Origin of the sequence: Methylobacterium sp. J-077 (assembly GCF_022829365.1) — a bacterium.
Lineage (GTDB): Bacteria > Pseudomonadota > Alphaproteobacteria > Rhizobiales > Beijerinckiaceae > Methylobacterium.
In genome coordinates this window covers 1-12370 of record NZ_JAKSYJ010000214.1, presented here as the reverse complement: position 1 = coordinate 12370, position 12370 = coordinate 1, and the positions used below count along the sequence as shown (strand labels likewise).

At 66.3% G+C, this 12370-nt stretch carries 10 protein-coding genes and 4 pseudogenes; 5 read left to right on the top strand and 9 right to left on the bottom strand.

Annotation, left to right across the window (positions count from 1 at the left end; genetic code table 11):
• Nucleotides 1-139 precede the first annotated feature (139 nt).
• A pseudogene (locus MKL11_RS25965) lies at nt 140-349 on the top strand (IS630 family transposase); the annotation flags it as partial.
• 1108 nt (nt 350-1457) lie between these two features.
• Nucleotides 1458-2348: a family 16 glycosylhydrolase gene (locus MKL11_RS25960; RefSeq protein WP_243948520.1), complete on the top strand. Its 891-nt coding sequence runs from the start codon at nt 1458-1460 to the stop codon at nt 2346-2348.
• 159 nt (nt 2349-2507) lie between these two features.
• Here the strand turns inward: MKL11_RS25960 and MKL11_RS25955 are convergent.
• Nucleotides 2508-2987: pseudogene (locus tag MKL11_RS25955) on the bottom strand (transposase); the annotation flags it as partial.
• A 194-nt stretch (nt 2988-3181) separates the two neighbouring features.
• On the opposite strand from MKL11_RS25955, the gene istA reads away from it, so the two are divergent.
• The gene (gene istA / locus MKL11_RS25950; protein WP_243948517.1) at nt 3182-4696 is read left to right on the top strand and encodes an IS21 family transposase; all 1515 of its coding nucleotides are present in this window, start codon (nt 3182-3184) and stop codon (nt 4694-4696) included.
• 11 nt (nt 4697-4707) lie between these two features.
• The gene (gene istB, locus MKL11_RS25945) at nt 4708-5451 is read left to right on the top strand and encodes an IS21-like element helper ATPase IstB (protein WP_243948515.1); all 744 of its coding nucleotides are present in this window, start codon (nt 4708-4710) and stop codon (nt 5449-5451) included.
• A gap of 150 nt (nt 5452-5601) precedes the next feature.
• Here the strand turns inward: istB and MKL11_RS25940 are convergent.
• The 6 genes and pseudogenes from MKL11_RS25940 to MKL11_RS25915 form a co-directional block, all read right to left on the bottom strand.
• Nucleotides 5602-6396, bottom strand: a pseudogene (locus MKL11_RS25940) (transposase); the annotation flags it as partial.
• Nucleotides 6397-6399: 3 nt separating this feature from the next.
• Nucleotides 6400-6639, bottom strand: a pseudogene (locus MKL11_RS25935) (integrase core domain-containing protein); the annotation flags it as partial.
• A gap of 45 nt (nt 6640-6684) precedes the next feature.
• On the bottom strand, nt 6685-8190 hold the full coding sequence (gene tnpC, locus MKL11_RS25930; RefSeq protein ID WP_243948522.1) for an IS66 family transposase: 1506 nt from the start codon (nt 8188-8190) through the stop codon (nt 6685-6687).
• Nucleotides 8191-8292: 102 nt separating this feature from the next.
• Nucleotides 8293-8640, bottom strand: coding sequence for an IS66 family insertion sequence element accessory protein TnpB (tnpB, locus tag MKL11_RS25925; protein ID WP_243948513.1), 348 nt, complete (start codon nt 8638-8640; stop codon nt 8293-8295).
• Nucleotides 8637-9050, bottom strand: coding sequence for an IS66-like element accessory protein TnpA (gene tnpA / locus MKL11_RS25920; protein ID WP_243948511.1), 414 nt, complete (start codon nt 9048-9050; stop codon nt 8637-8639). The genes tnpB and tnpA overlap by 4 nt, the downstream gene beginning before the upstream one ends.
• A gap of 180 nt (nt 9051-9230) precedes the next feature.
• The gene (locus tag MKL11_RS25915; RefSeq protein WP_243948509.1) at nt 9231-9863 is read right to left on the bottom strand and encodes a DUF1003 domain-containing protein; all 633 of its coding nucleotides are present in this window, start codon (nt 9861-9863) and stop codon (nt 9231-9233) included.
• Between MKL11_RS25915 and MKL11_RS25910 the strand changes: the two genes are divergently transcribed.
• A complete protein-coding gene (locus MKL11_RS25910) occupies nt 9862-10266 on the top strand; it encodes a hypothetical protein (RefSeq protein ID WP_243948507.1) in 405 nt (134 codons plus the stop codon). The genes MKL11_RS25915 and MKL11_RS25910 overlap by 2 nt on opposite strands.
• Before the next feature lie 137 nt (nt 10267-10403).
• Here MKL11_RS25910 and MKL11_RS25905 read toward each other — a convergent pair whose 3' ends face one another.
• Both MKL11_RS25905 and MKL11_RS25900 read right to left on the bottom strand, forming a co-directional pair.
• Nucleotides 10404-10679 (bottom strand): hypothetical protein, encoded by a 276-nt coding sequence (locus MKL11_RS25905; protein WP_243948506.1) that lies wholly within the window; start codon nt 10677-10679, stop codon nt 10404-10406.
• A 492-nt stretch (nt 10680-11171) separates the two neighbouring features.
• A partial coding sequence (locus MKL11_RS25900; RefSeq protein ID WP_243948505.1) for a methyl-accepting chemotaxis protein occupies nt 11172-12370 on the bottom strand: 1199 nt, incomplete at its 5' end.

Here is a 12370-nt window from a genome sequence, read left to right as displayed (position 1 = left end):
CTACAATCCGCTGCGCCGGCACTCGGCGCTCGGCTACCGCTCGCCCGTCGTCTACGAGAATGAAACCCGCTCCGACCCGTTGCCCGAGACCCCGCTTAGCCAAGCCCCCTGAACCGTCCACAGAAAAGGGGCAATCCCAATCCCACTATTGCCCCTGCCGGCTCGCTCGCCCGAACTCCACCCCGTGAAGAACCTTTGGCAGTTCATGCGCGACAACTGGCTCGGCAACCGCGTCTTCAAATTCTACGCTGACATCCTCGACCACTGCTGCCACGCCTGGAACACCCTCATCGACCGACCCTGGCGCATCACCTCCATCGGACTGCGCGCCTGGGCTCATGAGTTCTGATCCGTGAGGATTGGTATTACATCGTCGCGACGACGGACGCGTCGTCGGGGCGCTTTACGGCGTGGATCCGGTCTGGCGTCAGGCGATGCTCCCGCCGGGTCCGCTGGACGGAGCGGCGAGATCGCGATGCGCGCGGCAACAGCGCGACCGGTCCGGCGGGTCCCCCCGCCGGGCGGCTCCAAGTAGGTCGGCGCCAGCGCCACCACTATGGCTCGCGTGGCGTACGGCCGTGACGCCTGGCGAATGGGTCTTGTCACGCGGCCGGCGCCCGAGCTTTTCCTCAAAGCGATGTTGCCGGCGCCGTACGGTGGACCGATCGCGGCTCGACGCGGAGGTCTACGGGCCCGCCCCGCCACGGCCGTTCGGCCCGATCGGGCGCCCGCGCCTGGAAGGCACGAGGCTGCCATGCCGGATTGACGTACTTACGGCCAGGCGCCGAGGCTATCATCGTTCCGGGCCGGTCTGGGGAGGGCGCGTGCACCCTCGCGATCGCTTCCGCGACCGTTGTGTAAGGCCCGACCGCCGCCCACACCACATCCTGTCTGCCCGCCGTTTTCGTGCGTGTCGCGGCTCACCGACCGTCCGCCGAGCTGCGAACGTGCCCAGGCACGACGGCATCATGTTGTGCCAAATCGAAGCCGACTTCGTCGAGGCGCTGGCACCTGAGCGCTACGTGCTATGGCGTGGACAGACTTCTGTGCTGTACGGTCGCCAACGCCACGGAGCTAAACGGCACCTTATACTACCTCGCCCCGGATCCAGCATCTTTGCCAAACCGGAGGACCAGTGGATGCCGAGCTGAGACGCGGCGAATTAATTCAAGTATAGTCGCAATCCACGCCTGAATACTTGCGAGAACGGCCCAAGCCCGACCAGAGAGTCTCATGTGATCGGTCCCGGATATCACGCGCTAGCCATCTTCAGCCGGGAGGAAAGGCTTCCAATGGGTTTGTCCTTCCTGCAATCCATTGGAACTCCGCACGCGCGTCACGCGCGGGCGCATGATCTGTAGCACTTACAGCTCGTGGACGCATGAAGCAATCCGCCCCGAGCGGATCTCGACGGTCGCGTTACGGGAACGAAACGCGACGCTCTGAGTAACCCCTCGATGATACTGAACAAACGCATATTCACCGCCACGCTTTCCATCGTGACGATCGTCGCGGGGCTGGCGCTGCTCTCGGGAATGCCTTCGCTCACCTTATCGGCGCCTTCGCGAGATGCGGCGGCGGCCCCTTCGCCATCGGCCGGTCTCACCCTCGTGTTCGCCGATGAATTCGACGGCTCGAGTGTCGATCGCACCAAATGGTACGTCGGCGGTAAACCGAACAGCGACGGCGGCCAATGGGGAGGCGCGCATTTTGTTGGCCCAAATGAGCCGCAATTTGCCAGCGTCTATCACGTCGGCGACGGCGTCCTGACGATCACGGCGCATCACGATGTGGCGTATCAGGATCCCGAGCGATGGGGGCGGAAATGGTATTCCGGACACCTCTCGGCCGGGTTCCGAGATGGTCGGACCAGCGTGGCGCAACGGCAAGGTTACTTCGAGGCGCGCATGAAGTTTCCAGATGTGCCTGGTGCGTGGCCCGGCTTCTGGCTGCTCAACGTCGCGAGCATCGATCAGACCAAACAACCGATCACCGTGGAGGAGGATGTGGTCGAGGCCTACGGGCACGACGTAAATTCTTACGTCTTCACCCAGCATGCATGGCGCGTTCCGAGGGGTAGCCCTGGTGACGCTCAGGTCCAGGTTCGACAGCTGCCGAACACCAGTGCCGATTTCCACACCTATGGCGCACGCATTACGTCTACTGAGATCATCGTCTACTTCGACGGAGTCGAAAAGGGTCGAGTTCCTCTGGCCGCCGCTACCGGTGTCGATCCATTTTTTCCGCTGCTCGATCTCGCGATCAGCCAGGATTGGCCGGTGACGATCCCTTCATCCGGAACGATGACCATGCAGGTCGATTACGTCCACGTCTACGCAGCACCATGATGTCCTCGCACCTTGAACAGTTAGACAAACACCGCCTTTCGACCCGAAGGGCTGTCTACCGGTGCGGCGCTGCGTTGGGCTAGGAGCCCGTCCGGGTAACGAGTTCCTGAGGTGGGATGAGCGTCGAAGTTTGGGCAGACGTGTGCGTCGGCTTTGGGCTCAGTGCCTGGCCTTCGCCAGTTTGAGGAGGTTGTGGGCGGTGCAGATCATCGCCCATTCGCCCCGGACCTGATCGAGGCCGCGGAGCAGGAACTGTCGGAAGCCCCGGGCCTGCTTGATCTGCCCGAACACGGGCTCGACCATTTGCTTCCTGAGGCGATAGCGGCTGCGGCGGCCAGCCTGCTTCAGGCGCACAGCCATCGCGCTCATCAACTGCATCTTCGTCAGCCTCCAGCGGCCGGCCGCGTTCGCCTCGCCATGACGCGCCCGACCCGGAGCCAGGTAGGCGGTGATCCGCCGCTCCTGCAGCGCGACGAGGTGCGCCTCGTTGGCAAAGCCGGCATCGCCGGAGAGCTCCCGCGGCTTGCGCCCGAGATGAGTGTGGACGTCGTCCACGAGCGGCACGAGGGCGCGGGAGTCGGCCGAGTTGGTCACGAGGCGGTGCGCGACGATCACCTGATGCGCGGCATCAATGCGGATTCCGACGGAAGCCGGCCACCCATTCCGACGCGAAGCCGGCCAGCATTCCGATTTGATGTCGGCCACCATTCCGAGATGAAGCCGGCCACTCGGTAGTCAGTATCGGCGACGTATCATCCCCGCGGGTCAGCAACCGCGGCATCCCTGTCCTCGACCACGAGGAGAGCGGGATGCCGGCCAGGAGAGAGCTGACCATGCGACAGATCAAACAGATGCTGCGTCTCGCCCGCGACGGGGTGAGTTCGCGAGAGATCGGGCGAACGCTGGGCATCGCCCGCTCGACCGTGCAGGACAATCTCGCCCGGGCGAGCGCCGCCGGCCTGACCTGGCCGCTCGGCCCCGAGGTCACCGACGCGGTACTGGAGCAGCGCCTGTTCGCCCGGGCCGGGGTGAAGCAGGGCATGCGCCGGCTGCCCGAGCCGGACTGGTCTTCCGTCGTCCGAGAGATGCGCCGGCCCGGGGTCAATCTCACCGTGCTCTGGGAAGAGTACCGGGAGGTTCATCCGGACGGTTACGGCTACTCTCGGTTCTGCGATCTCTACCAGGAGTTCGAGCGTCGGCTCACCCCGGTGATGCGCCAGCACCATGCTGCCGGCGACAAGGTCTTCGTCGATTACTCCGGCAGGAAGGTCGGGATCGTCGATCCGGCCACCGGCATCGTGCGCGAGGCCGAGATCTTCGTGGCGGTGCTGGGCGCGTCGAGCCTGACCTACGCCGAGGCGACCTGGACCCAGACGCTACCCGACTGGATCGGCGCGCATGTCCGCCTGTTCCGTTTCCTCGGCGGCGTCCCCCGCCTCGTCGTGCCCGACAACCTCAAGAGCGGGGTCCACAAGGCGTCGTTCTACGACCCCGAGCTCAACCGCTCCTACGGGATGATGGCCGAACATTACGGTGTCGGCGTCCTGCCGGCGCGGCCCCGCAAGCCGCGTGACAAGGCCAAGGTCGAGGCCGGCGTCCGCTTCGCCCAGAGCTACATCCTGGGACGGCTGCGTCGCCAGACGTTTTTCTCCCTGACCGAGTGCAACGCCGCCATCGCCGTGATGGTGGAGCGCATCAATGCCCACCGCATGCGCCGGCTCGGCACGACGCGCCGCGTCCTGTTCGAAGCGATGGAGCGCGCGGCGCTGCGGCCGCTGCCGGAGCAGGACTACACCTTCGCCGAGTGGCGGCTGGCCCGGGTCAACCTCGACTACCACGTCGAGGCGGGCGGCTTTCTATACTCGGTGCCCCACGCCCTGATCCGCGAGCAGGTCGACGTCCGCCTCACGGCGCGCACCGTCGAGGTGTTCCATCGCGGCCAGCGCGTCGCCGCCCACGACCGCCGCTACACCGGACGGCGGCACGGCACCGATCCCGACCACATGCCCAGTGCCCATCGCCGCTACGCCGAGTGGAGCCCCGAGCACTTCCGGCGCTGGGCGCGCGGCATCGGGCCGGAGACGGAGGGGCTGGTCATCGCCATCCTCCACGACCGGCCCCATCCCGAGCAGGGCTTCCGGACCTGTCTGGGCATTCTGCGCCTCTACCGCGGGCTCGACCCCGGCCGGGCGGAGGCGGCCTCGGCCCGAGCCGTGGCGCTCGACGCGCTCACCTACAAGAGCATCGCCTCGATCCTGGCCAACGGCCTCGACCGTGCGGCCCCGCCGGCCGAGGCCGTCCCGGTGATGCTCCACCCCAACCTGCGCGGCCCGCGCTACTTCCACTGAGAGAGACGTCGATGCTCACCCACCCCACGCTCGATCTCCTGCACGAACTTGGCCTGAGCGGCATGGCCTCGGGCTTCAAGGCGCTCGACGCCAACCCGGAGGCTCGGGCCCTCGGCCACGCCGAGTGGCTCGGATTGCTCCTCGACCACGAGGCCACGGCCCGGCGGCAGAAGCGCTTCGAGGCCCGCGCCCGCGCCGCACGGCTGCGCCACCCCGCCAGTATCGAGGACGTCGATTACCGCAGCCATCGCGGCCTGGACCGGGCCCTGTTCCTCAAGCTCGCTACCGGCGACTGGATCCGGACCCGGCGTAACCTCGTGATCACCGGTCCCTGCGGTGTGGGCAAGAGTTGGCTGGCCTGCGCGCTCGGGCACAAGGCCTGCCGGGACGACCTCTCGGTGCTGTACTACCGGGTCCCGCGCCTGTTTGCGTCGCTCAGCCTCGCGCGTGGCGATGGTCGCTACGGCCGGCTGCTGCGCCAGATCGCGAAGGTGAACCTGCTGATCCTCGACGATTGGGGCCCCGAGCCGCTCCTGCCCGAACAGGCGCGCGATCTCCTGGAGATCGTCGAGGACCGCTACGACGCCGGTTCGACCCTGATCACCAGCCAGGTGCCGGTAGATCGCTGGTACGAGATCATTGGCATCCCCACGCTCGCCGATGCCGTCCTCGACCGGCTGCTGCACAACGCCAACCGCATTGAGCTCGCCGGCGAAAGCCTGCGCAAACGCAAGGCGGCCGAGCCGACCGCTTGACCTATTGAACCGACCTCATGATCTTCACCCCAGACCCGCGGGAGTGCCCCGTCGCTGGCCGGCTTCAGATCGGACCGGTGGCCGGCTTCGCCTCGGGATGATGGCCGGCTTCAAATCGGAAACCCCGGCCGGCTTCGTCGGAATACGCACGGCATCGACGGCGATCTGCCCGTTGTAGCCCTGCACGAACCCGTCGCGGGTGGGCAGGATGCGGCTGTCCGGGTCAGTGAAGTTGCGCTGGGCCCGGTCGGGCGGACCGCCGTCCTCACCGCGCAGAGGCCGCCCCTGCCAACGCATGCCCGAGGATGCACCCGGCCCGCTCTCGTCCTCGGGGTCGGGCGGGTCGACCGCTTCCGCCTCCAGCGCAGCCTTGGCGGCACGGATCGTCTCCAGCCGTCGCTGCTTGTCGACCATCCAGTCCGGCGTCTCGTCCCCACGACGGGTCGCACCCTGCGCCTCATCCTCGGCCACGTCCGCCTCGCGCGCCTGCTCCAGCCAGGCGTCGACCTCGGCGGCCAGCGCCGGCTCGGCCGTATTCATGCGTCCGTAGCTCATCGCCTTGTGGCGGGAGGCATTGGCCTTCACCTTGGTGCCGTCTACCGCCACGTGGGCGAACTGGACCAAACCAGCCGCCCGGCACAGACGCAGCACCTGCATGAACAGGTCGGACAGGGCCACGAGGTGGCGCTTGCGGAAGTCGGCGATGGTTCGGAAGTCCGGCCGGTTCAGCCCGGTCACCGCCATGACGTCGACCCGCTCCTGGCAGGCCCGGGCGAGCTGACGCGAGGAGTACAGGCCGCGGCTGTAGCCGTAGAGCAGGAGCGCCACCATCATGCCCGGATGGTAGGGTGGGTAGCCGCGCTGTTCGCTGTAGGTGTCGAGGATGGCCGAGAGGTCGAGCGCTTCCCGCACCGTGTCGCGGACGAAGTGCGCCATGTGCCCGGGCGTGTTTGGTTCCGGGATGAGGTGTGACGGATCGAGTCTGAAGCGTTTGGGCTCTTTGGTCCAGACCTGAAGGACATGCTCGTAGGGCGTGAGGCCGCGCAGGGTCTTCAGCCGACGGGCATGGTTGTAGGCGTCGACGAACAGCTGCAGGTGCGCCCGGAGCTGGTCGTGGGTGTCGTAGTAGTAGCGCTTGACCGTGGCGTCCTTGATGGTGCGGTTCATCCGCTCGACCTGACCGTTGGTCAGTACGCCTACGGTGAAGGCCGCGTTCGTGGTTCCGACGGGGTATCAGGCTGCGATCTGCTGGGGCTGAGGCTGGGTCCAGTTCCAGGGCAGAAGGTCGTCGATACGCTGGGCCGGATGGTCGGGCAGACGCCTGAGCACATCGGCGAGCCAGGCCTGCGGATCGATGCGATTGAGCTTGGCGGTCTCGATCAGCGTGTAGAGGGCAGCCGTACGATGCCCGCCCGCATCCGAGCCGGCGAAGGTCCAATTGCGGCGGCCCACCGCGATGGGACGGATTGAGCGTTCGGCGGCGTTGTTCGAGAGGCAGATGCGCCCGTCGTCGAGGAACCGGGTGAAGGCGGTCCAGCGCTTGAGCAGGTAGTCGATCGCCGCTGCCGTGGGCGCTTTGGCCGAGAGTCTGGCGCGGTTCTCCCGCAGCCACGTCTCCAGGTCGGTGACGAGGGCAGCCGAGCGTGCGCGGCGGTGCGCGCAGCGTTCATCGGGGGCAAGACCATTGGCGGCGCGCTCGATGGCGAAGATCGCATCGATCCGTGTCACCGCCTCGATCGCGATCGGAGCCTTCTTCAGATCGGCCAGCTCGAAGAACTTGCGTCGGGCATGGGCCCAGCAGGCCGCCTCGTGGATCGGACCCGGCTTGCGGCCGGGTTCGTACAGGCGGCCGAACCCCGAGAAGGCATCCGCCTGCACGATGCCGTGGAAGTCGCCGAGCCAGGTCTCGGCATGCGCGCCGGAGCGGTCGGGAGAGTAGAAGTAGGCCGCCGCCGGCGGCTCGGGTCCACCGAAGGGGCGGTCGTCGCGCACCACCGTCCAGAGCCGGCCCGTGCGGGTCTTACCCTTGGCCAGAACCGGCACCGGCGTGTCGTCGAGATGGAGGCGCTCGGCTTCCCGAACATGGGCCTCAATCCGGGAGACCAGAGGCGACAGGGCAGTGGTGACGGCTCCGACCCAGCCGGCCAGGGTCGAGACGTCGATCGGCACGCCCTCATGGGCGAAGCGCTGGCTCTGGCGATGCAGTGGCAGGTGCAGGCCGAACTTGGCCATCATCACCTCGGCCAGGAGGTTCGGGCCGGCCCGGCCCCGCGGGATCGGATGGAAGGGAGCCGGGGTCTGCGCGATGGTCTCGCAGTCGCGGCAGGAGAAGCGCTCGCGCACGTGCTGGATCACGACCCAGCGCGCCGGGATCCGCTCCAGGGTCTCGGTGACGTCCTCGCCAAGGTGGCGTAGGCGTGCCCCGCCGCAACAGGCGCAGGTCGTCGGGCCGGGATGGACGACGCGCTCGCGCGGCAGGTGCTCGGGCAGAGGTCGACGAGCGGGCTTGCGCCGCGAGGAAGCTACACCGGGGAGCGCATTGGGCTCGGCAGCCGCCTGCGCGTCCGTCTCGGCCAGCGTCTCCTCCAGATCCTCCAGGACGAGTTCGAGCTGGTCGATCCGGGCGCTGCGTTCCGAGGAGGCCCCGAAGCGCTCCCGCCGCAGCCGGGCGACCTCCAGCTTGAGCCGTTCGACCGCGATCTCGGACACGAGCCGCGCCGCCCGCTCGGCCAGGATCATGGCGTGGGCGGCAGCGAGATCGGTGGGAAGCGGCGGGGGCTCGGACGCGTTCGGCACGCCCGAGAGAAGAGCATATTGCTCAGCCTTTGTAACGCGTTATCCTCATCCGATCGTACTCGGACGCCAGGTCTTCTGTGGCATCCGCCAGTCGATGCCCGAGAGCAGGTAGCCGAGCTGCGCCGTCGAGATCGTCACGGCTCCGTCCGCCGCGGACGGCCACAGGAAACGGCCCTGGTCGAGCCGCTTGGTGTAGAGGCACGCGCCCTGGCCATCGTGCCAGATCACCTTGATCAGGTCGCCGCGCCGGCCGCGGAACACGAACAGGTGCCCGGAGTGGGGATCGCGCTTCAGCGTCTCCTGGACGATTATCCCCAAGCTGGAAAAGCCCTTGCGCATGTCGGTGTGGCCGGTCGCCAACCAGACCCGCACGTTGGCCGGCAGCGGGATCATCGGCCCTCCAGGGCATCGAGCACCCGACGCAGAGCTCCGGCGTCGACGTCCCGGTCGACCGTGAGACGCCGACCGCCGCCGAGATCGATCTCGATGACGCCACTCTTGCGACGAGGCCGGCGCGGCGGCGCTGGAGTACGCGGATCATCCGACTGCGCAGCGGGAACACGAAGTGACGGCTCCGGGGCGATCGCGACGGGCACGAGGACCGGGGCCTGCGCGTCCCCGCCCAAACGGCCCTCCCGCGCCTGACGCCGCCAAGTGAACAGCAGGCCTTGGGCGATCCCGTGCCGGCGCGCCACCGAACACACCGACACGCCAGTCTCAAACGCGGCTTCGACGATCCGCGCCTTGTCGTCGAACGACCAGCGCCGCCGCCGTTCGGTATTCTCCAGGACCTCGACCCGCATCACCCCGACCCGCCGACCTTAACGCCAGCATTAAGGTCAGGCTTCAGCGCAGAGCGCGATGCCCTCGACCGCGGCCCTCACCGGAGGCGTACCCACATGCGTCGTTCACGGATGTAGTTGTGGCGGCTAGAGTTCCATCGTCATAGATCTACGAGCTGTTTCGCTAAAACGGGTCTGGGATCACGCCGGCGTAATCTGCACCTCGGTTGAAGGCAGGTCGCCATGCGTGTCCTTGATAGCGTCTAGCACAGCCTGGGGGTTCGCCGGCCGCGCCATCGCCTCCGCTTCATCGTCGACCCGATCGGTGAGGTGGGGATGGTCACGCCTCATCTCCTCTAGCAGAGCGATGATCTTGGCACTCTTCTGTTCGGAAACGATCGCGAGTTCCAGGGTAAGCTGAGCGCGGTGCTCTGCCAGCTGCTCATCGTGCCGCTGCGTGATCAGGATCAGGCTGGTGACGTATAGGCTCAGGACGCCGCCAACGTCCTGCATGTACGCGAAGGGTGGCGGATCGAGACTGGCGTGACCGAGGGCTGGTAGAATGAGGTTCAGGCCGACCCAGGCGAAGATCGCCAAAGTGAGGACGCCGACGAAGCGTGGGCGTCCGACAGTGCTGGTCATGCGGGCGACGGTGCGCTGAACCGCCGTGGCTTTACGATGATGATCGTGATGAAGATCCGCGATAGCGCGGACTGTGTCCTCGATGTGCGCAGGCAGGATGGGCGTAGCCCCTTTATTCTCACGGTCGAGAATTAAATTGGGCATCGGCGGTGCGATCTCGGTTTTTGAAACAGCTCTGTGAAGCTGGAACATGCCGACGGCGCGACAGGTTGCTCTTAAATATTTCTACGACAGCCGAGACAAGACGATGGTCCGCTCTCCCCTTGCACTGAGCATGGCCTTTGCCGCGTTCGCAACTCTGGCACTCACCGCATCCGTGCAGGCCCAGACTAAGCCCGGCGAGATCAAGGGCTTCGATGCGATGGGCGACAAGGACCGAAGCGCCCAGGATGGCTGGAGCCAAGCGCCGGTCCCGCGGGAGGAGTCCGCAGCCAAAGACGCCCCCAACCCTGGCGGGAAGTCAGCCGCGCAGAACAAGGATCGGCCAGTGCCAGCCGCCCCGACCACCTACAAGCCCGGCGAAGATCCTCAGGCACCAGTTAAGCAACAGGCAGAAGCCCCATCGGGCAATAGCCCAGCAACACCATCAAAGTAGGTCAACTATTCTGTGCAATCAGATAGTTTGACGTCGACGCGCACAAATTATGAAAGGCCGTTCTCTCCAATCGGAAGAACGGCCTCTAGTTTTGGTGGCGGCGATTACATCACGTATTTGGCGATTGTCGATAACGCCTACTTCCCGCCACCGCTGCCCGTCGACCCCATCCGCGAAGGCTGCCCTTCGTTACCGGCAGCAGCCGAGTCGTTCGAGATGCTATCGGCAGCACGACCCGTCGGCGAATAGGAGATGGCGCCTTCCTCCCCAGTCGAGCCAGGCTGGCGCGTGACGACACCGGGTGCGCCGGGTGGGACGATCACGGTCGTGGTGGTCGGGGTCTCGAAGACCTGTGCAGAGACAGGGGTAGCAAGCACCGCAGCAAAAGCCGCGGCGAGAATGAGCTTGGTCATAACGTTCTTTCGTCTGTGGGCGTGGGGAACAGTCGATCGTGCGCAATGGGTCCCGACGCCGATGTCACAGGGGCGTGAAGGCCTTACCGACGCATGCTCCTCTCAGGCCGATCGATTGTAAGTTGGTCCAAGCTACGCGTTAGGCGCTGGCGAAACTGATATGCGGAACGCCCGCAGGAAGGGTCAGAATGGATCTTTTTCGCCATCCTTGCGGAACGAGGTAACGCCGTTCTCGATCAGCGGCTGACCCCTGACCCCGGTACTCTCCCGTTACTCCCTATCAGCGGCTGACACAGCCCCCTGGCGCGCTGGCGATCCTCTTCGCAACGATAGGGGCTTGTGCCTTGCCCTGTGCGCCCAATTCGGCACGACGTCGGGTGCACAGAGGCTGGAGGCCGGCCTCAAAAAGCAGAAAGGGCGACTTGCTCGTGAAGTGGGGGAGTGGCCCCTTCGCTGACCTGGTCGAGTGTCACCCTGGAAAGCCTGAACGCTTTACGCCACACGCACGGTTGCCAGAAAGCGTCCGACCTCGGCCGCAAGATGCTCGGATTGGCGCGACAGCTCAGAGGCCGCCCCAAGCACCTGGCTCGCCGCCGCTCCGGTCTCCTCGGCCGCGCCTGCCACACCCGAGATATTGCTCGTCACCTCGCCGGTGCCCATCGCGGCTTGGCTGACGTTGCGCACGATCTCTTGGGTGGCCGCAACCTGCTGCTCAACGGCAGCCGCGATCGATGTGGCCACACCGCTGATCTCGCGGATCCGCCCGGTAATGCCGCCGATCGATGTGACGGCCTGGCCTGTCGAAGCCTGGATACGGGTGATCTGACCCGAGATCTCACTCGTGGCCTTGGCGGTCTGCTCGGCGAGTGCCTTCACCTCGGAGGCGACGACGGCGAAACCCTTGCCAGCGGCGCCTGCCCGTGCGGCCTCGATGGTGGCATTGAGCGCTAGTAGGTTGGTCTGTCCGGCGATAGTCGAGATTAGTCCAACTACGTCGCCGATCCGCGCTACCGCGGCACTTAGTTCCTGCACTAGCGCCCCGGTCTGGTCGGCCTCGTACACGGCAAGCTGTGCAAGTTCAGCCGAGCCGCTGACCTGCCGGCCGATCTCCTGGACGGATGAGCCCAGCTCCTCCGCTGCGGCGGCGACCGTGTTGACGTTGCTGGCTGCCTCCTCGGCCGCGGCCGCGACCGTAGTCGACTGGCTCGCCGTCTCGGTCGCGGTGGCTGTCATCGTCTGTGCTGTCGCCCGCAACTCGGTGGCTGACGAAGACACCATGCCGATGATGCCGCCGACCGCCCGCTCGAAGTTCTCGGCCATCTGGCGCATGCCGGTCTTGCGCTGTTCCTCGGCGGCCAAGCGGGACTCCGCCGTCTCTTCTTCCAGCGCCCTCATGCGGATCAGGCCGTCTTTGAAGATCTGAACTGCCGATGCCATCGCGCCGATCTCATCGCGGCGTTCCGCGCCTGGCACCTCCCGGCTTAGATCTCCTGCGGCGAGATTGGTCATGAATGCCGTCATGGCGCGTAGCGGCCGCACTACGCTACGGCCTATGAGCGTAGCGAAAAGACCGATCATCGCGGCGACGATGGATGCACCTCCTAGTAGACGCATCAGGGTCGGGCGCATCTGCGCCGCCGTGTCGTCCGCGTAGATGCCCGATCCGATGATCCACCCCCACGGCGCGAAAC

Excerpts from the sequence above, each read along its gene's own strand:
- MKL11_RS25960 (WP_243948520.1), top strand. The coding sequence starts at position 1,458 with ATGATACTGAACAAACGCATATTCACCGCCACGCTTTCCATCGTGACG.
- istA (WP_243948517.1), top strand. The coding sequence starts at position 3,182 with ATGCGACAGATCAAACAGATGCTGCGTCTCGCCCGCGACGGGGTGAGT.
- istB (WP_243948515.1), top strand. The coding sequence starts at position 4,708 with ATGCTCACCCACCCCACGCTCGATCTCCTGCACGAACTTGGCCTGAGC.
- tnpC (WP_243948522.1), bottom strand. The coding sequence starts at position 8,190 with ATGATCCTGGCCGAGCGGGCGGCGCGGCTCGTGTCCGAGATCGCGGTC.
- tnpB (WP_243948513.1), bottom strand. The coding sequence starts at position 8,640 with ATGATCCCGCTGCCGGCCAACGTGCGGGTCTGGTTGGCGACCGGCCAC.
- tnpA (WP_243948511.1), bottom strand. The coding sequence starts at position 9,050 with ATGCGGGTCGAGGTCCTGGAGAATACCGAACGGCGGCGGCGCTGGTCG.
- MKL11_RS25910 (WP_243948507.1), top strand. The coding sequence starts at position 9,862 with ATGCCGACGGCGCGACAGGTTGCTCTTAAATATTTCTACGACAGCCGA.
- MKL11_RS25915 (WP_243948509.1), bottom strand. The coding sequence starts at position 9,863 with ATGTTCCAGCTTCACAGAGCTGTTTCAAAAACCGAGATCGCACCGCCG.
- MKL11_RS25905 (WP_243948506.1), bottom strand. The coding sequence starts at position 10,679 with ATGACCAAGCTCATTCTCGCCGCGGCTTTTGCTGCGGTGCTTGCTACC.